Below are 19,567 nucleotides of genomic sequence, written 5' to 3' on the forward strand. Positions count from 1 at the left end.
CATGCCGGGACGAGGCGTTACTCTCCCAGCAGCTTTTCCCTGTCCCGCACCAGTTCGCGCTCAAATTGATGCAACCGTTCCCGTTGCAGGTTTTCATGCACAACCTGCCGCACCGCCGCATCATCCGGCTGTCGTACCGGTTGGGTGGCCACCTTTTGAATGGCCTGCACCTGTTCCGGCGTCGGGGTGTCGGGCGTTTTACCTGTCCGGCTCAGAATAGCATTGATCGATTCAGGTCGCAGGGCTGGGGAAGCCGTTTTCTGCCCGAAAGCTTTCGCCACTTTCTCAGCCTGCTTTTCAAGTGCACGGCGCATCTCTGCCAGTCCGTCCTGCGGCACAGGCGGTAAATCAGGCAATGGGGGCGATGTACCCGCCCCCGCAGGGATATCAGCCCAGAGTTTCCCGCCGGTCATCGCCCTCGGATTGTGTGGCACAGCCTGACCCGACAACCTCACCACCACACCACTGTGCGGATGGGCAGCGGCCAGACGAATACCTGCCGTCATGGAGGTCGCCATCCGGGTTTCCCCGTTCTGGCTGCGCTGCAACGCGGCAAAAACGGCGTCCTCGCTGCCTTCGCGTCTCGCCCGCCCACTGCCCCAGAGGTCAGTCGTGACGCCACCCCGCCCCAGCGGAGCCAGCCAGACCCCCGCACCTTTGCCATTGGCATCATAGACCGGTAACGCCACATAGAACTGGGGAGAGGTTTTTCCCCGCCGCACGAACTGCCCCAGGCTCTCACCGGTCAGACCTGAGGCCGCCAGCAGCGCGCGCCCCTGTGCCACACTTGCCAGCGGTTTTCCCTGCGCCAGTAGCGTTCGCGCCTGCTGGCGCTGCCGGTCATCGCTCTGCATCAGGATATCGTGCGCGGTGCCGCCGCTCTCAGTTTTATCCAATGCACTCAACCATGCTGCCCGGTTATCGGTATACACCTGCACATGCTGCTTGGCCCGCGACAACGCCACATACGCCGAAGCGGGATTGACCATCTGCCGGCGGCCGCCTTCCGTACCTTCCAGTGCGATAACAAAGGCTTCGCTCGCCCCCTGAGCGCCATGCGCGGTCACGGCATAGGCTAAATCTATATGCCCGTGCGCCTTCTCTTTGCCCGGCATCAGCGTCCGGGTTTGTCTGCCGTCACTGAGTACCAGCGTTTCCGCATTAACCGACTGCACCTGCCACACGCTATTGGCAACAAAGCCCTGCTCGCTGTCGCTTTTGCTAAAACGCATCCGGTCGCCCACGCTTACCGTAACAGTCCCCGTCTGGTAAAGCGTTATCCCTTCCCGGCTGGCCTCGCGGGGCGAAAGCGTCTGTGTCCGGCCCTGCGTATCGCGCAGCGTCACGGTATCACTTTTCGTATCGATATCGGCAATCTGCCAGTAGCGTTGACCTTTTAACGCCAGCGCTGTTCTGTGCGCTTCCCATGTCGCCAGCTTCCGTAGCGCCCCCTCGGGCAGGTTGGTATTCATCAGCACCGGCACCACCACTGCCTCGCCCTCCAGCTCGCCCCGTTGCGCGCGCGCATCATGGATAGCGGCGTTAATGGCCCGACGGTCATCATTCAAATGGGTAATAATTAACGTCGTGTCACGCGCCGAGGGTGTGCGGCCCAAATAGTCCTGTACTATCGCATCCCGTACACTTTCTGGTCTCCCCCTGTCGGGCGTTGAGGCTGCCTGAGGAGTAAGACAGGCATTTTCGCCCTTTTTCTGCGGAGCAATCTCCATCACCGACGATGTGTGTATCCATGCCCCCGGCGCTCTGGGAACGCTTTGCGGTGTCACCTGTGCCACGCACACCAGCGCCCCGGCGCTATCCCCCGCTATCATCCGGTAAATCGCCGGTTTCAGTGCCTGCGTCTGGCGCACTATCTCTTTCATCACCGCCATATCCGCCGCACTGCGGCCCTGTTGCAGCCGGAACGGTTGCCCGGCGGCCACCGGCTGAAGTTGTGCACTGTCACCGCTGACCACCGCCCGCCCCCGGCATGAAGCAATCAGCGCACAGGCTTTTGCCATCTCGGCATTACCAATCATCGATGCTTCATCCACGACAAACAGGGTATTGGCGTAATTAACCTGCTCGCCCCGGGCGGTTTTCTGACCCTCGTCATACAGAAACGAGGCCAGCGTCTGCGCATTGACCCCCGCCGCCTGCATCTCACCCACCGAGCGATGGGTGGGCGCAAGGCCGATAACCTGCGGTCGCTGGCGCTCAGGGAGCGTCGCCAGTGCATCCAGCACCGCCCGGAACTGCGTGGTTTTCCCTACCCCGGCATACCCCTGCACCAGGACAAAACGGTCAGGGGTTTCCAGTATAAGCCGCGTCGCCGCCTGCTGGCCGGCAGTCAGGCCACGTAGCGTTTCCGGGGGCACCGCCGTCATCAGCGGCGCAACGGCGTCCTTTCCTTCGGCCATGTGCCTGAGAATGCTCTTCTCGTTTTCAAAACTCGTCCGCGCAACCAGCAGGTGAGTCCCGAAGCCGGGCGCAACATCAATTGCAATCAGCTCGCCCCGCTTGACCTGAGACGCTATCGTCCGCTCAACGTCGTCCGCTGACGTCTTGCCAAACGTCACCGCTTCAGCAAGCAGCGCAGGGTAGGAAAACGCCAGCCCCTGCCGCTCCAGTGACGTCACCGCCAACGACAGCGCCTGCTCCGTGGGGGTATACAGCCCGGCTTTCTGGTGGGCGAGCGCCGCCGCCAGCGTCGTTTCTCCCGTCAGCGTCTGCAATTGTTCAATGCTACTCTGATAGTGCGGATTACGCGCCAGCTTTGCCAGCGTCTTCTCTTTCTCCACGGCGGAATACAGCACGACCTTTTCACCGCTGCGGGCCAGCTGGTTAAGCGTCGGCTGGTCGAGGTCTCGCTGCGTCACGGCGGCAAACACCCTTGCCGTCGCTGAGACGCTGGCCCCCAGCCCTTCCACGTAGCCCTGTCCCAGCTTGAGCGCCGAAAACACATCTCCGCCCGGCATAACCGTCAATGTGGATTTTTTCGCTACCCCAGACAGTTTGACCTCCCCCGATGGCAGCAGTCGCGCCCGCAGGTTATCCCCCGCCTGAAGTTTGCCTTCCGCTTCCCGAGCCAGCACGCGTATCCGTTCACCGTCACTCACCGGCAATACGCCCGGCTGATACAGTGACCAGCGGCTGTCAAGCTGGCTGATTTTTTCCAACCGCCGCTCGCCCTGCCGGTTCAGCAGCAGGGTATTGGTTTGGGGAGCGACCCGGTCAATCACAAAACGCGAGCGCGTTTTCGTTTCATCATCCCAGCGCTCCATCACCATCCCGGCCCGGTAGCTGTCACGGGCTGTGCGCTGCTTGCCCGACAGCCAGACGGGCGTCAACATCGTCATCGTTTGCTCTGCCCGCCCTAATTCCCCCTGTGTTTTCAGCGCCTCACGCACGCAGTTCACCAGCGCCTGCTGGTCACGCGGGCCACTGACCTGCGCCACGCAGTCCAGACCCTGCCCCAGCGTGCGGACATAATCACGCGCCAGACGCTCAAAGCGTCGGACCTTATCCGCGTCACTGTAGACCGCCACCCCTACCGTCTGCGTCGTCTGATAGCGGTAGACCGGCGCAGCCTCCCGCAACACCGAAAGCGCGTTGCCCGTTCCCTTGCGCTGCTGGTTATCCATCAGCACCAGTTGTACATTGTGCCGCATCGCTTCACCGGTCAGGGTCACCATCTCCTTGAGCGTGAATTTTTCCGCCTGATCAACAATCAACGTGCTGTTAGGCACAAACATCACCGGGTCAGTGAGTCGCTGCCGGGTCGCCATCGGCGTTGCGTCAAGAGCATCATACCGGGACAACGCCGCCGCACTGTGCCGGTCTGGCGTCATAATCTGCACCTCACGCCCCTGCGCACGGCTCAGACTGACCAGTTCGGCGACCCGCTCACACCGCACACTGGCACCGCCCAGACCGGACAGCACCGCGACCGGGGGGCCATCGGTCACCCACTGCCGCACGGCTGCCTGCGTCGCGTCCAGAGCGGGTAAACGCTCAGGACGCACCACCACGCCCTGCTGCCGTTGCTGCTGCACCAGTTCACGCAGAGTCAACTCATTCAGCAGATGAATATCAGACGTTAATGCGCCTTTTTCTCTGTCCAGAGGAATAATCCGCTGCTGTTCAATCGCTACGTCAATCCCCTTACGCACGGCATCAAAAACACCGGGTTCGGCGGGAAGCTGACTGACGGTCTGGCTCAACAGCTCGGCATAGCTAAACTGCGTCTGCCGGTCAGCCAAAAGGGATAGCGCCTGCCCGACAGCCGTCTGTACCTGCTCCGGGCTGATGCTCGCGGGGACGTCTGATAGCGGCGTACTCAGGGTATTCTCCGTTGCCTGCGCCCGGTAGGCGGCCATATCAAAACCGGTCGCCTTGAGCCTTTCCCGCCATGTATTAACCAGCTCGAGCGGATCATAACGCGCCTTGTTGCGCCGTGTGTCGAGCGTGGCAACATCGCGGGATTTCAGGGAAGCGCCTTCGCCCGCTGCCGCGTCAATGGCCTGACTGCGCTTTGAGAACGCCGCCGTAGGCACGTCCACCATTTCCCACAGGCCATGCTTGCCGACCACCTCAACCCGGTAGCCCATCGTTTCCACCTGCTGGCGCAGCGTATGGCGGTAGAGCTGCCCCAGCGCAATCTGGTTTGCCAGCACCATTTCGGAAAAGCCGGTCTTGCCCACCCGGTCACTGGCGAGTGCCTGCCAGCGATCGCCGTGGCGGGTCACATTTGCCACCACCGCATGGGTATGCAACTGCGGATCAAGCTCACGTGAGGTGTCGTGATTGAACAGGGCGGCCACAATATTACCGGTCAGTACCGTGGTGGACTGCCCCTCCTTCATGCTGCGCACGGCGGCCAGTCGCTCGACCTGCCCCAGCGCCACATTAACCGCCTGATGGTGAGCATCAATCAGACGTTTATCGCCGCCCAACATTGCCATGAGGGAAACACTTTTCGGTGCCGAGAAGGTTAAATCATAACCGGGCCTGTGCTGATTTTTACCGGCTTTGAGAAACGTCAGATCGCTACCGTCCGGCAACCGGCCTTCCAGTACCGCGGTAAAGGTTTTTGACTCAACCGGGCCACGCAGTCCCAGCATTTCCGCACCTTTGCCGTACCAGCGGTCGCCGACACTGCCCAGCACATAATAGTTATCCTGCTGGGTATAATAGCTGCTGGCCATGCCAGCAGAGCGCACCTGACTGAAGCTCATCATAAGCGGTGAATCTCCGGGATATCGTCTATCAACCTTTATTTAGTATTTTCAGCCGCTACAATCAGCGCTTGAGCTATTACCTTATTTTTGTGACCGGAAGGATGGGTTAATGTCTGGCAATAAGCCTAAAGGCTATATCAATGCCGTTACTGATAACCTTTTTCTTGTTCCTCCAACAAGGCGGCGCCTGAATTTACTACGATGGTCAACGCAATGCTTCAAATATCATATCCATCGCAAACCCCTTGTACTGAAGATATCTGATTTGTTTATTTTTTCTTTCGGATCAGCAGGTAAAGTATCACCAAACTTTCTGGCTCTGGCTTCTTTTGCCAATAGATACCAGTCAACATCGCTCTTTTCGATTTCCTGCTCTATGAGTTCTTGCGGAAACCCTTTTTGCCGAATCTCTTGTTTGATTCGCGTAGGACCATGCAATTTTTTGATATGCTTATCAAAAAGATAGGAGATCAAATGCGCATCATTGAGATAATGGTTCTCGGTCAGACGACGTAAAACATGCTCCACATCATCCATTTTTTCGGTGAGTCTGCCCAACTGCCGGTTCATATCACCAGATGAGTAATTCTTTTTTGCCAGCAAAGATACCGCATAGTCATATAATTCCTGTTCAGTCATGGATGATTCCTTTCGTAGAAAATACCGTCTTTCCCCACAGATAATCCCTGAATTTTCTCTACCATCGCCGACCAGAGTGCCGTTTTACGTTTGTGTTGCTCATAGAGAGCCCTGAAGTAGGCCACTGTTCCCGTGAGTTGTGGACTGTCTTCCAGACCTTCACTGTAATGAATGGCTTTTTTCATATCTGAGGCGGCATAGCTGTAATATTTACTTTTTGCCTGATGAATGGTGGATTCAACCAAAAGACGACGTAGTAACGTGGCAGCGAGGGCATAACCGTGTTGATACAATGTGCTGGATAATGTTCGGATAAATGAACTTGAGAGATAGGCAAGGGAACTGGCAAGCTCTTCTTTTGGCGTACCAGTAACGCAGCTGTCAACTAAATCAAATCTCGCCACATCTGAGGCGAAAGATATATAAGGCATCAACCCTTTTTCTTTTGCAATATTCAAAAACGTCTGAATATTATCGTCTTCTTTTCCACTGGCTGTTTTGTACAACCGATAAAAACGAGTATCACACCGCAAAGAAAAGGCGACAATTGATTTCTCCATAGCCTCATCACGTTGTCCATCTTCAATAAGAGCAGTAATCAATAATTTATCCCATGTGGTTTTATCTGAATATTGTTTTTCACCTTCCCGTTCCATATAAAACAATAGTTCAATGGCCTCACCCGGCCTCACTTCTTCTATGAGTAATTTTGCATAATCAAAATAGTGTTCAGAACGACAGAATTGACCTTTCTTTAAGGCTTCTGACAGAAAATGAGTATCCCTTACGAGCAAACTGATATCTAATGCTTCACGGTGACATTTTTTTTCATAATACATGTCCCGTATTGTACGTAAAACATCCGCACCCAAAACGGCCCGATACGTTTTGTAAATCGCACATCCAAAATAATTTTCATTGCTAACAAAGTCAAATATCTTTTGGGCAAGGAATACGGGATCACCATTTTTTTGCGCAACCACGGCTTTCATCCACGCGTCCAGCACAACGGAGTAGTAGTCCATCCAGCTTCCGCTGGATGTGTCCGAGTTCTCACTGAATCTCTCAAACTCAAGTATGATTTTTACACTCAGGCGTTCCACCTGCTCCGGGAGTGTACCTGCTACCCTCTCCAGTGGTTGAGCAATACTGCGTGTCAGATGGTCATAAAATGCATCCGCCTCGTAGTAATCATAAAAACGTTTGCTTTTAGACTGCCTGCCGTACTCTTTTTCAATACCTTTGAGTATATCTTCGTCGGATAACAAATAGCCATTCACCAGTGTCAACTTGGCTTCTTTATTATCCTTTATCAATTCTTGAATAATATTAACCAACGTTTCATGGCTCATGCTGTTTAATAATTCATTCTGTTTTTTACTCAATCCGGTTGCCATGTCCCCTCCATAAAACCTTTAAATAAAGATCGTAAACATTATTTCAATGGCACATCATTACTCCAAAGATGCAGGGATAGAAGTGCTTTAGCCTTACTGCCTGGTTCCTCTTCTGGATAGATGGCTGCATCTTGAAGTATTTTCAGTATAACTAAAAAAGTCATAAATCAAGACTCCTATCACTGCGTTCACGCTGCCCGTGATTAATATTGATGTCCTCCTGACGTTGACGGGTAGGAATTTTTTTCTGCCATGCCTCAAACGCCGCAGCATTGACGAGTTCCCCGTCCGCAGTCACACCATCGGGACACAGGGCAGTGTCTAGGGCTTCCGGCTGCGTAGTCGTGGGTAATGGCAACATATGCCCCCCTACAGCCTCGGCAGCCTGATCTCCACTGCGGTTTGCCGAATCCGTAACAGACCCGGAGACCGCAGCGGGTACAGTATCCTCAGATTCCGACAGCGGACCTTGATTAAAAAGCATGTGAATCTGCGCCCGCTCATGCTCTCGCTTTTCAATCGCCGCCATCAGGCGGGCATCCGCCTCATGATTAAACTTTCTCGCAATAAAGCTCGGTGCCACCTGAGCATGACTCTGGTATTTCATCGACATCTTGACCACCGGATAGGGACCGGGCAAGGTAACGAAACAGGTTAAATCCGGCAATGACTGAATATCGGAATAACTCACCAATTGCACTCGCTCCATATCCTTACCCACAGATACCCCATCTCTCACCGGATCGGCACCATAGGAAAACTGTTCACTGGCTTTCTGGATCTCGCGTTCGCCAATTTCACCCGCCGCAAATTCAGCCATTTCCTTTGTTGTTGCACGAAAAAAAGCACGGGTGTTCATCACATCAAACAGTGTCAACGCGCTTTTGGCACCGTAAATATCTTCAAGCTGGGCGTAAGACTGGAATCCCAGCACAAAACAACCACCAAATTTTCGCGCTTCCGGCAAAATTTCAACCAGATCGGGAAGCTTGTGCAGAGTTGGCAATTCATCAGCAAAGATCCACACCCGGCGCTGGCGATTTTCTCCCATTGCCAGCAAGCCACGGATCGCAATGGATAGCCACATGGATACCACAGGCTTGAGCGAGGCATGATTCGCCGCATCACTGGTAATAAATAGCCAGCCATTATCCCCCTCCTCACGCACCCCGCACATCCAGTCCCGAATGGTAAAAGATTCGCCGTTGTTCTCAATGCCCTGCATATAGCGCATAGCCTTGACATAATTAGTCAATACGCTACGAATAGAGATAGCAGTTTTTTCGATTTTTTCCTCAACCAGATTAGCCGAGGGCGAACCGCGTAAATATTCGCGCAGACGGGATAGTTGAATAGACAACAACGTATCAAGTAACTTGCCATAACTGCGATCATCATCCTTACGCATCCGGTACGCTGCTTCTGCAAAAATTGTACGCGCAGAGCCTTGCCAGAACGGATCTTCACTGTGTCCCATCGGGATCAGAGTATTAGCAACATTATCAAAATCAGGCAGGCTAAGACACTCAGCCCATAAATCCCATGCAGCACAACGAGCATCCAGAGGATTTAATATCTGGTCTTTTTTCGAATTAAAATAGTCCTTCACATAATCACATGAGCGATCATAGAGAATAACCATATCCCCACGTTTGCGAATATAATCGAGCAAAAAACGGATATACGTAGATTTCCCTGTCCCTACCGTTCCCACAAGACAAAAGTTCTGTATCTCACTGTTTTTTATAATAGGCAAACGTCCAATTTTAATATCAGAAGCTTTACCATCACGTCGCAACATTCTGGCAACCTCTGTAGGACGATGACTTAATGCTCGCCCCCCAGTCTGCTCATCTTCACTTTGTTTTTTTCCCTGATAGCCCAATATCCACCACGCCGAAAACAACGCGACCACACACACCACCGTCGCTACAATCGCCGACATAAAAAAGACATGGAGCACTTGCTCCCCGCAGTATGTGGTATAGGCATCTTTTAAAATTTGTGACGGCGTATAGAGAAGTTTCCTCCCGTAGTAATCGAGATGATAAACAGGTTCAGAACGAAACAGGCTATGCATGGGGATAAGTGTTTTACACCACCAATACACTATCCCATTGACAAAATTTTGCCACGTCAATTGCCACATCATGGCAAGGCCAGCCACAAAAAAGAACAACAAAAAAAGACAATAAAAAATAATATTGCTGATTTGTCCGAACATGCGCAAACGCATAAAGGCAATTTGGCCGCCTTGCGTCATATCCTTAGCATTAAAGCTCATGATAAATTCTCTTTTTTTATTTTTCCTTTAAATTGTTCTATGACTACAATGAAGGTCGATAATTGATAACGCCCTATGTCAATACTAAAAATCACAATAGAAACCACTATCGACAGCAAAAAAACTCCAGAGAAAATCATAACTGCATTTATTTTCTCTAAAAACATACACCAAAAACCAACAACAACCAAAATCAACGCATGCAAAACAATATAAAAAATTAATTTTCCCTTCAACACAGTAATGACTTTTTATTTCTTAAGAAAATCACTAGGCAAACATAAATACGCCGATCTTGCATTAGATGAACCAATAAAAACAATAAAAGAACAGCCAACAACAAACCACACATCACTATTAACAACAAATCTCATCGAGATAAAATACCAAGTTATGACCAGAGCCATATATACTAATCCAGGCCAGCAACATTTCCATAATGTTGGAATGGCCACATCATTGTTTGCCAATAATATCTTTAACTCTTCTGACTCCTTCAATATCAATTTGTGGGTTATCATAATAAATCCCCTATGGCAGATTACTCATGCTTTTTCTTCTCTTCATTATATCTTCTATTTTGCTCTTGTGATACTTTTTTATGCTGCGCGTCCATATTTTCTTTCTGACCTTCAACTATATTTCTTTGTGTGTTTATCGAATCACTATCATCATGAATTTTTTGACCGTTACTCGAAATAATATTATTAACACCGTCACCAACATTATTCTTTATGCCAGCATCACTAACATTTTTTGAAACCATATCTTTCTGAGAGGAGTATTCATTTTTTAAATCATATCCCCTAGATGATATCCCTTGAGAAAAAACAGGACCAGATAAATTTTCTTTACTATCTATATATTCAGCATCAATACGAGGCATTACCTGCTGCTTTACAAAATCTCTGGCTAATGACTCTCTCTGCGCTGCAACATCTGGCGAACCGGTATCAGTCAACAACGTTTCAGCATTATGTGGAGAATGCTGAGATACATAATTCGCAAACTGTTGCGTAAGATTTTCACTCATCTGCCCACTAAGGCTTTCTGTGCGAGAAGCCATTTCCGAATATTCATGGCTACGTGTCGAGCTATCCGTATATTGCTGATACTGACTTTTCGCTTCACTAAATGTTGCCGCCAGTTGATTAACATGAGAATCCGAATTATTATCAGTATGAGCACCAGATTCACTGGTACGGTAACTGGTCAAGACATCTAGTCCCTGTTTAAAATCAGACACCACCTGTGTAGATTTATCTGCTCGACTATCACTATGACTACTCGTTGAATCGCTGGCATTATGTGAATTAGTACTTCCAGTAGACCATTCCAGCCCAGCATGCGCTTCCCCCCCAGCACTAGCTCCAGTAAACCATTTACCCAACTTGGTTGGTAACATATCGCCACTATCCCATTTAGCATGCACAGATCCACCTCTGTTAAAAGAAAACCTGTTTGCTTGATCCATCAACTCCTGCGTCGCCTGCGCCTTGCTGATGCTGTTAGCCTGAGCATAACTTTCTACCGCAGACGCCATCTGATGCGCCGCACGGGAGGCATTGCTGCTAAGACTGCTGTCTGCACCACGGGTCAAGGTATCACTCTGCCCGGACTGATGGGTAAACTGTGCCAGTTGCGTGGATGCTGCATTGATACTGTCGTTATAGCCACTCAGTGCCGTCTGCGCTTCCGCCTCACTCTCCCTCGCCATCTGCTGCTGGGCACTGGCTATCGAGCGCTGCACCGAAACCTGCGTCGGCAGTACCGACATCGCCCCGGTCGTGTTATACACCATGTTGCCATCCATCGTTTGGGTCGCCGAACCGCCGGACGCCGTTTGGTGGGTCATCTGCCCGCTGGCAAACGTGCTATTGGTATTCCAGCCAAACCCCTGCATATTGTCAGTCTGCATATTGTTATAGGTGAAATTAGCATCCACCGTACTGCTGGCCGCCTGAGTGGTACTCCCCAGAATATTTGACCCCAGCGAACTGCTGACGCTGGAAAAAACCTGTCCCATTCCCTTGACCATGCCCCATGATATAAAGGGGATCAATGCTGACAAGATGCCCGCCGCCAGCGCGATATCGGAATAGTTCTCCTTCACAATAGAGAAGTTGGACAAAACGACCGGCACCTCATTACGCCGGACAAAAAAGGTCATCGCGCTGTTCAGCACCGCAAACAGCACCGGCCAGCATTGTAGCCATACAAAGGACAGCACATAGTTCTTCAGTATCTGTACCGTCGCAATATTGACCATGCCGCACAGCAGGATCACCGGGAAAATCGCTATCATGATCCCCATCAGGATCACATGCAACGCAGGCATAAAGTGCGTAGCAACACGCGCAGAGCTGGCCTGCGCGAGGCGCTGCTTTTCCAGCGACATCATGGTGGTAATATTCATCATTCCAGCCGTATCACCGCTGCGCGCGCCATAGCTGAGAATGCCGTCCCGTAGCGCGTTCATCGTCACGTTCTGCTTAAGGATCTCACTGGCACTCTGCCCGGTACGGTAAAAATACTGGTAGCTGCCTGAAAGCAGGGCACCAAACAGCGCATTCGGATCAGGGCGTCCACCAAACAGCTGCCGCGCGTAGTAGTGCCACGTTTTCCCGCCGGTCTGCGTATCAAGCGCCATCGCCCGTTTCAGGTCAACCGACGCTTCCGCGCAGGTCTGGAACACCCCCTTACGGGTAAAAATGCCGCGTAACGGGCTGGGTCTGGAAAAAATCAGACCGTAGGGATCGCACGTATTCATCAGTTGCTCCAATGAATACTTATGATTCAGCAGGATATCCCCTATAACACAGTTCTGCACATAATCAGAAAACAGATGGGTCACGTCCGGGTTTTGCGACAGAAAATCCGTGCTTTTCATCACCAGATTAGCCCCAAACAGCATTCCTGTTTTGCTATAAGTTACACTGTCCGGCTGGGCGAACACGGCCTCATAGCCCGCAATTAGCCCATGCCCAAACTGGCTACTCACTGCGGCCGGAAGCAACAGCCCCACCGGCACGTTATCCACCTGATACACCGTGCGCAGATTGCTGTTATCAATAATCTGCACCAGGTGACGGATGACGACAAACAGCGACATCATCACCAGCACAAACACCCATGTAACCATCCTCATAATATTGCGGTTAACTATCCAGTCATGCGCCACCACATAAATGGAAATCAGCACGGCAATACCTTTGAGTACAGAAAAGGTGCTGGTTCCCATAAAGGCCACCACCGCATTCAGCACTTCTCGCAACCAATCGCCACCGCCGATGGTATAGAGCTCCATCATGCTTACTGCCCTCCGTCAAAGTGGTAGTTATTCTGGTAGCGCGTCAACATACGCGACGACACCTGCTGGCGCATATAGCTCATCTGACGTTCAACCACCAATAGCGCGTCCTGCTGCACCTGAACACGCGCCTGAAAGCTGGCAATCATCGCCGTGGCCTGATTCAGGTTTTCCAGCCGTGTATCGACCACCTGCTGCGGGTAGTTCCCAGCAGCCAGCATCCCGCGCGCCTGCTGCACAAGCTCCTGCATGTACTGCAACAGGATGTCGTAGCCGATATAGTCTGAAAGCTGATAGACCACCGTATTGGAAATCCCCAGCATTTGCGGATCGACCAGATAGGTAAAAACCGGCACAGAGGTACTGGAAATAAACCCTTTTTCCTTCTCCGTCAGCGGCGTATCGGAATCTGCCTTGTTCTGGATACTGCTCAGTAACTGGATGATCTGCGACTTCAACGCCTTATCCCGGCGGATGATCACATCCGTACTGGCGGCCACCTTTAAACAGTTCTCCGCATCGTTACAGTGATAGATTTTTGCCGTCCCACCCTCCATCATCGCCTTGATCATGTCCTGATCGGTCGTGCGCGGCGGTAACGGTTGAATGTCGCCATCGGGGCCAAAAATCAGCGAGCCGGTCAGCGTCATCACAAATTCCTTTAACTCCTTATTGCCATCAAACATCCGGCTTTTACCCAGCGCATTCCACATGATGTTGATATTTTTCAACACGCGCTCACGATCTTTTTCGCTGGCTTTGTCCTGCACCTCACCCATTTTGCCGCCTACCGTGCATCCCTGACGCGAGGCAGCCCAATAGGCAAAGACATTGGATTCGCCTGCAATGTCCTGACAGACTTTCTGCTGGGAGACCTGCGTACGCGGAAACAGACCACCAACAATGCCCTGAGCCGCCTGGCATGAGCTGAGATTCATACTATTGATATCCGAGGCCATCTTTTGCAAAAAGTCCTTGGCCTGCTTCATTTCCGGCACCGTCGTTTGCAGCGCTAAATCAAAAAAGTACCCCGCCGCATTGGACATGATCTGTTTGGCGAACCGTTGCAGCTGCTCACCGTTAATAAAACTGAATGACCCCAAATAGGCATCAATACCACCGCAGCCAGCATTGATATCCGGCAGCGCCATGGAGACCAGTTGCACCTGCCTGACGGCGGTACGGGCATACAGCGAGCCACCGGACATATACCCCGCAGCCTGCCCCTGCCACACCTGCGGCTGGCTGCTATTGGAAGCAAACCCCAGTTGATTGAAAAAGTTATCCATATCATTGTTCACGTCCGCGCGCGCACAGACGGACAGCCCCAGCAGCAAGCCAGCAACGCCCCAAACGACCTGTTTTTTCATTTCACCGCCTCAATAGACTGGAATAGTCTATCCAGACGCGCCAGAAACCCCTGCTCATCCGCGGCCCCCTGTAACAGCGGCCACGCTGCCAGCGTATTGACGTTCACCAAAAACGTCGTTGGCGTCGCAATAGGAAGGGCTGGGAAAAACGTGCGCATCACATCTGGCGGCGCGGGTAGTGCATGGGGGAAAGCCGCATCCCCCTGCCCGTCTATCGTGTAGGGAAACACCGCCAGCCCGGTTTTCTGCGCTATGTCCTTCAGTATCGGGTCAAATCGCTGGCAGTAGCCGCAACTCCCCTGCATAAACAGCACTACTTTCCATTGCGTGACATCCACCTGCTGCCCATTGCTCAGGCGATACCAGCGGGCGAGTGGCGCTTTCGGCGCAGGCTGCCGCATCCCCTCGGGGCGATACAGCGCCTCGATATCATCGCGTACGCTGGCCGCAGCAGAAAATCCCGTCAGCAGGCCAAGGAAAAGTATCAACACTGCATAACGTCCTTTTCGCATACCGTCTCCATTAAAAATTCGGACTAAAATCGGTCGAAACCGCCAGAAACTGCTTCGCCAGATCGTCCTGACTGATAAAGCCATAGGCCAATGGCTTCACCGCACCGCCTTTCGGATCAACCAGCATTAACGCCGGAAAATGACGGAGACCGAGCCTCGCCGCCTGCCCGCGATCACGGCGACTGTCCGGCAATGACGGGTAGATCACGCCATCCACCGACACCGGCATCACCGAGAGCGAATACGTGTCACGAAATTGTTTGATAACACCGGCCAGCTGGTTATCTATCGGGTCGCGCCCCCGATAAAAGAACATCACACCGTAGCGACGCGATAACTGTCCGATAGCCTCTCGCGCCGCCGCCGCATCCGCCGCCAGCTGATATTTCACCGTACCGTTGTAATGGCGGTATTTCAGGTTGTAATCCAGCTCAGGATGAAGCAGCAGGGCTTTTTTGGCACTCTGCGAAAATAGCCCCGCCTGCTGCGTCCAGTAATTTTGCAGGGAAAAGAATTTCACGAAATTTTCCACACCCGGATAAAGGATCGCTTCATACAGCGCGTTTTTTGTCGCTTGCTGTAACGACGCCATTTTTTCCGCCGTCGTCATCAATGGCGGTGCAGGACGTTTATCCTCATCGACCATTTTTTTATCGTCGTGATACCATTGCCAACCGTTATCCAACGCAAAGGCAGATGAACAGCACAGCATCAACAAAAACATCCCGTTCGCATAAGGATTCATTTGGCGGCAGCCTCCATTTTTTCTTTCATCTGCTCCCTGACTCGCTGCAACAAAAGATCGTTATCCGGGACGTTCTGGTTTTTCAGTAAATCCTCTTCAAAACTGCTGAAATCCATTTGGTCGAAATTAAGACGCTGCAACTCCTCCGGCGTAATTCCCCGGCAGTTGGGATGCTCTGCCCCACCAAAGCCCACACCTAATTGCCATGCACGGCCCTGTTGCTGGATAATCTGCGCCAGTTTGCTATCAAACTGGCAATAGCTGCGTTTCTTTTCAATGCAAATACCCAGCACTTTCTGCGAACAGAATTCACCGACGCTAACCGTCAATTTTTTCTCTTTGGCCTTGCCCAGCGCTTTTTCATCACTCGAACATTTCGCCAGCCCCAAATCCTGCCCCCAGCCACTGTCCTTGCAGCAGTCGCTAAAGCCCACCGCCTGCTTTTTGCAAAACTTCGCCTGCCCGGTAAACGCCTTGATATCAACACTATTAATACCGGCAATCGCTTTCCCGGCTGCGGCCACCGCCGCCAGTTCAGAGACCGCCTGCTTAAAATCATTATTCTTCCCCTTCTGGGTATTTTCACAGTCGCCATCCAGACAGAACGGCTCACCGCCACACAACATCACCGTACCGGTAGTGCGATGCTCACAAGAGTACGTAACGTTTTCACGTAAACACGCTCCTGCTCGTCGCTAAAGGCGCAGCCATGCATCGCCACCGTATACAGGCCGGATTGTTTGCGTAAACCTCACAGTTACCCTGAGAAGCAGCCTGAAGACGATAGGTATCGGTAAAACGCCAACAGCTGGCCGACACCGTATAGCGCTGCCCATTCAGCTCCACCGTGCGCTCACCGCCCGCCTCGCTGCATTCGGTATTCACCTTCACCGCGCCGGCTTCTTTCTCCAACGCACAGGTCGGCGGCACCGAGGTGGTCGGCACCCAGTAGCGCACTTCACTGCTGCCGTAAAAATCGAAGTGGAACAGCATAGTGCCGCCGGAACGACTCAACTGTCTGACAAGCGCATCCAGGAAGGTCACGAGGTGGCCAGAGGCCTGGATGGTAATGACCACCTCCACCGATTGTCCTGCGTTCAGGGTAACGCCGCCCACGCCCAGGTCACGACGCCCCCAGTCGCTTTGCCCATAGCCGGCCTGCGCCCCCAGCACGGTAATGGTGGTCGGCCAGCCGTAGGCATGCAGTGCGTTCTGCACCTCCAGATGCACCGCCCCGGCCGTCAGTTTGCCGGTAAACGGTGCCGGGAACGTCCCGCGCACCCGTGTGCCGTCGCGCCACCACCGGATAGCCGTGCGGTCGATATGCGCATTGCGGTCTTCATAACGCGTCGCCTCATGACCGCCAATCTCGACCACGCGGTCACAGGTGCGAAACACCGCCGTATCCCGCTCGCACACATGCCGGGTAAAAGTGCTGTGCGTCACCTGTTCCGCTTTGCAGTCCGGTCCGGTCTTGCCGACAACGTGCTCTGCTTTGCCTTCAATCTCGCGCCCGGCTTGAATAAAGGGCGCATCAGGGGAAAGTTTTTCTTTCGGATTATTCACCACCGACTCATTCACCGTCTGCCCGGTCTCTGATACTGACCACGCCGTCGCACCGTCGTTTTTCAATGCCCCATCACTTTCCGCAGTCACCCCACCGTAATACTGTTTTTCTTTCGGACTGTTAGAATAATTCGGTATCATCTGCTCAGGTTGGGCATTTTTCAGCGCTTCAACGCCTTTTCCCTGCACCTGTCTGGCAAAATCGGCCCCCTCCCGGTAATCCCCCTGATCACCCGCTGCGGCAGGCACAACAAGCAGGCCAAGCGCCATCATTACGCACTTACTCACGGACACCTCCCGCAACCAGCAACGCCTTGGCCGTAGAGGCACAATCCCCTGTCGCCGCCATTTTTTTCAGCGCGGCCTCAAGATGCAGGTTGCCGCGCAGCACATCGAACCCCGCCGGGCAATACACCACCAGAGCCGGCACCGATCTAATGCCGTAATCACGAAACGGCTGTGGGTCGATATGCACCCCCTCTGCATCCCCCTCGCCAACCAGCGCCATCACAGCCTGTACCGTATCGGGTAGTCGGTTATTAACCATCCCCCGCAAGGTCGCGGGAATGGCAAACCGCTTCGTTTCCTGCAACATTTGCCGCAGGCCGCTAGACGGAAGAGAAAGCGACACAAAATACAACGCCCCCTCGGCAAGGGGCGCAGCACTGACCTGCCGCTGTTTTTCCGTCAGCCCGTCAATAAACGTCTGAGACTCTACCGATAATGGCGGGCGCGGGACCTGCAAGAAATCCGGCTCGCGAGCGTGCTCTCGCAGCCACTGACTAAAATGCTCTTGCTGTGTCAACCATGCCCGCGTATCTTCCCGCACCGCCGTACCATCATCAGGGGCGGGCGAAGACGCCTGCACGGACGCCGCCAGCAGTAACACGCCGACAATAACGCCTGTTCGCAACCGAATATTCATGGGTTCCCCCCCTTCACAGAAAGACGCAGTTACGCTTACGCCACAGCAGATAACCAAAATTCTTTTTGCTCGCCGGAGAGTTATGTCCCGCCTCCCAACGCATCACGCTGCGCCCCATGGGATGGCATTGCGCACTGTCCGGGTGCATGTTGACCATCTGGTAACGCCAGCGGGCTTTCGGCAAAATGGGTGACGGGTAGTCGAAACACACCGCCCTGTCCTTACCGATGCTCTCGCGGATCATTCCCTGACGGTGCAGCTTGAACGCCATGCGCTCCGAAACCAGCACCGACGCCTGCAACGGACTGAATTCATTACTTACCCAGCCGTTAAACGGGTACATCGAGCCGTGGGAGCCGGCACACCAGAACAGCGCATCCAGCGGCAACCGGAAACCGCTGGCTATCGCATCTGCTGCACATGCCCCCTGCGCAATCGGATTGGCAAAAATCACCGCTTCCGGGTTTAAAATAGTGGTCAGACTGCTATCGACCCACGTCGGATCAATTTCAGAAAGATAGGCAATATCCATATCTCCCCCTTCCAGACAGCCCAGCGACGTAATGATGTTCAGCCAGTAGGTCAACGGATATTTGTACCAGTGAACGTGATAGAAACCGCCCGGCACGTCCTTATCGCTCTGGCCGCCCGTTCCCGTCCCAACCTTGCCAAGGTTGAGGCTAAAACCGCCCAGATTGACCATGCAGGTCGGCGAGCGCGTCACGTCCGTCAACGCCATGGGCTCCCAATAGCCGATAGCCAGCCCGATACGTTGAAAAATAGGCGGCGGTGCAGGGCAAAACTGGATAGGCATCCCGGGATTGTCGGTATCGGGTGCGACACCGCTGTTCCCCACCGCCGCGCTGCCGATGGAAATCGGGAAAATGCAGCGCCAGCAGATATCGGTGATCGGATTAACAAAACGCCCCTGACAGGCAGCATCAGCCGCCAGCGCGGGAGCAGTGCTCATGCCAAGGCACAACAGCAGACACAGCATGATCTGTCTCATCGCGCTTCTCCCTGCACCTCAGGCGGAAAGCTCTCAATACGTAGCCGCAGACCGCTTGAGGCCGCCGTAATGCGCACGGGTACGGTTTTCAGGCCAAACTTTTCCGAGAGTACCCCTCCCTGATCAAAGTAAATCCGTGCGTCCAGTGCCGTTGACACGGCGGGGATGTTCCCTTTCACCAGAATGATTTTATATTGCAGGGTGTCGGGCCGTTGCGCCCGCATCCAGTCCAGCTGTCGCGGATCGTCACCATCGATAAAGTAGAGCGTCTGAGCAAAAGGCACCGTGTACAGCGGGTTAATGATTTCACCGGCATGGGCAAACACTCTCCCCTGTTCATCTTTCACATCCGCGCTTAACCGTACGCTGGGATCAAAAAATTTTTCCTCGTACGGCTGGGTGACCGAAATCCCCGCAACCGGCATGGGCCGCTGGCTGTTAGCTATCACCCGCAGTTTGAACGCCGACATTTCGCGTCCCCATGCTCCACTATCTACCGCCACCCGTAACCGCTGCTCAATCAACGTCAGCATGTCCTGCTCAACCACCGGCCACAAATCGCCTGTCGTG

The 19,567-nt window shown here is 53.1% G+C and carries 14 protein-coding genes; all 14 read right to left on the reverse strand.

All coding sequences use genetic code 11. From position 1 onward, the window contains the following. Nucleotides 1-17 precede the first annotated feature (17 nt). Nucleotides 18-5,240, reverse strand: coding sequence for a conjugative transfer relaxase/helicase TraI (gene traI / locus ACMX3H_RS10825; RefSeq protein ID WP_415210833.1), 5,223 nt, complete (start codon nucleotides 5,238-5,240; stop codon nucleotides 18-20). 205 nt (nucleotides 5,241-5,445) lie between these two features. After that, nucleotides 5,446-5,505, reverse strand: a complete 60-nt coding sequence (locus ACMX3H_RS10830; RefSeq protein WP_415210848.1) for a hypothetical protein — start codon at nucleotides 5,503-5,505, stop codon at nucleotides 5,446-5,448. 370 nt (nucleotides 5,506-5,875) lie between these two features. Further along, entirely contained in the window at nucleotides 5,876-7,276 is a 1,401-nt protein-coding gene (locus ACMX3H_RS10835; RefSeq protein ID WP_415210834.1) for a DUF6880 family protein, read from the reverse strand. 160 nt (nucleotides 7,277-7,436) lie between these two features. Beyond that, a complete protein-coding gene (traD, locus tag ACMX3H_RS10840; RefSeq protein ID WP_415210835.1) occupies nucleotides 7,437-9,560 on the reverse strand; it encodes a type IV conjugative transfer system coupling protein TraD in 2,124 nt (707 codons plus the stop codon). Further along, nucleotides 9,557-9,799, reverse strand: coding sequence for a hypothetical protein (locus ACMX3H_RS10845; RefSeq protein WP_415210836.1), 243 nt, complete (start codon nucleotides 9,797-9,799; stop codon nucleotides 9,557-9,559). The genes traD and ACMX3H_RS10845 overlap by 4 nt, the downstream gene beginning before the upstream one ends. Nucleotides 9,800-10,101: 302 nt before the next feature. Then, nucleotides 10,102-12,870, reverse strand: coding sequence for a conjugal transfer mating-pair stabilization protein TraG (traG, locus tag ACMX3H_RS10850; protein ID WP_415210837.1), 2,769 nt, complete (start codon nucleotides 12,868-12,870; stop codon nucleotides 10,102-10,104). Nucleotides 12,871-12,872: 2 nt separating this feature from the next. Next, nucleotides 12,873-14,240, reverse strand: coding sequence for a conjugal transfer pilus assembly protein TraH (traH, locus tag ACMX3H_RS10855; RefSeq protein WP_415210838.1), 1,368 nt, complete (start codon nucleotides 14,238-14,240; stop codon nucleotides 12,873-12,875). Further along, a complete protein-coding gene (gene trbB, locus ACMX3H_RS10860) occupies nucleotides 14,237-14,752 on the reverse strand; it encodes a type-F conjugative transfer system pilin assembly thiol-disulfide isomerase TrbB (protein ID WP_415210839.1) in 516 nt (171 codons plus the stop codon). The genes traH and trbB overlap by 4 nt, the downstream gene beginning before the upstream one ends. A gap of 10 nt (nucleotides 14,753-14,762) precedes the next feature. Next, the gene (traF, locus tag ACMX3H_RS10865) at nucleotides 14,763-15,497 is read right to left on the reverse strand and encodes a type-F conjugative transfer system pilin assembly protein TraF (RefSeq protein WP_415210840.1); all 735 of its coding nucleotides are present in this window, start codon (nucleotides 15,495-15,497) and stop codon (nucleotides 14,763-14,765) included. Further along, nucleotides 15,494-16,126 carry a conjugal transfer protein TraN gene (locus ACMX3H_RS10870; RefSeq protein ID WP_415210841.1) on the reverse strand — a complete coding sequence of 211 codons (633 nt, stop codon included), beginning with the start codon at nucleotides 16,124-16,126 and terminating at the stop codon, nucleotides 15,494-15,496. The genes traF and ACMX3H_RS10870 overlap by 4 nt, the downstream gene beginning before the upstream one ends. Before the next feature lie 40 nt (nucleotides 16,127-16,166). Next, complete coding sequence (locus ACMX3H_RS10875; RefSeq protein ID WP_415210842.1) at nucleotides 16,167-17,336, reverse strand: hypothetical protein; 1,170 nt, start codon at nucleotides 17,334-17,336, stop codon at nucleotides 16,167-16,169. Nucleotides 17,337-17,343: 7 nt separating this feature from the next. Further along, nucleotides 17,344-17,988: a type-F conjugative transfer system pilin assembly protein TrbC gene (trbC, locus tag ACMX3H_RS10880; protein WP_415210843.1), complete on the reverse strand. Its 645-nt coding sequence runs from the start codon at nucleotides 17,986-17,988 to the stop codon at nucleotides 17,344-17,346. 13 nt (nucleotides 17,989-18,001) lie between these two features. Continuing rightward, on the reverse strand, nucleotides 18,002-18,997 hold the full coding sequence (gene traU / locus ACMX3H_RS10885) for a conjugal transfer pilus assembly protein TraU (RefSeq protein ID WP_415210844.1): 996 nt from the start codon (nucleotides 18,995-18,997) through the stop codon (nucleotides 18,002-18,004). Then, nucleotides 18,994-19,567: type-F conjugative transfer system protein TraW (gene traW / locus ACMX3H_RS10890; protein ID WP_415210845.1), on the reverse strand; the 574-nt coding region annotated here is incomplete at its 5' end. The genes traU and traW, both read right to left, overlap by 4 nt.

It is taken from the genome of Sodalis sp. (in: enterobacteria), assembly GCF_047607725.1.
GTDB lineage: Bacteria > Pseudomonadota > Gammaproteobacteria > Enterobacterales > Enterobacteriaceae > JBLKSS01.

Bases quoted from the DNA above. Each gene is read 5' to 3' on its own strand.
- traI (WP_415210833.1), bottom strand. From the start codon at position 5,240: ATGATGAGCTTCAGTCAGGTGCGCTCTGCTGGCATGGCCAGCAGCTAT.
- ACMX3H_RS10835 (WP_415210834.1), bottom strand. From the start codon at position 7,276: ATGGCAACCGGATTGAGTAAAAAACAGAATGAATTATTAAACAGCATG.
- traD (WP_415210835.1), bottom strand. From the start codon at position 9,560: ATGAGCTTTAATGCTAAGGATATGACGCAAGGCGGCCAAATTGCCTTT.
- traG (WP_415210837.1), bottom strand. From the start codon at position 12,870: ATGATGGAGCTCTATACCATCGGCGGTGGCGATTGGTTGCGAGAAGTG.
- traH (WP_415210838.1), bottom strand. From the start codon at position 14,240: ATGAAAAAACAGGTCGTTTGGGGCGTTGCTGGCTTGCTGCTGGGGCTG.
- trbB (WP_415210839.1), bottom strand. From the start codon at position 14,752: ATGCGAAAAGGACGTTATGCAGTGTTGATACTTTTCCTTGGCCTGCTG.
- traF (WP_415210840.1), bottom strand. From the start codon at position 15,497: ATGAATCCTTATGCGAACGGGATGTTTTTGTTGATGCTGTGCTGTTCA.
- ACMX3H_RS10875 (WP_415210842.1), bottom strand. From the start codon at position 17,336: ATGATGGCGCTTGGCCTGCTTGTTGTGCCTGCCGCAGCGGGTGATCAG.
- trbC (WP_415210843.1), bottom strand. From the start codon at position 17,988: ATGAATATTCGGTTGCGAACAGGCGTTATTGTCGGCGTGTTACTGCTG.
- traU (WP_415210844.1), bottom strand. From the start codon at position 18,997: ATGAGACAGATCATGCTGTGTCTGCTGTTGTGCCTTGGCATGAGCACT.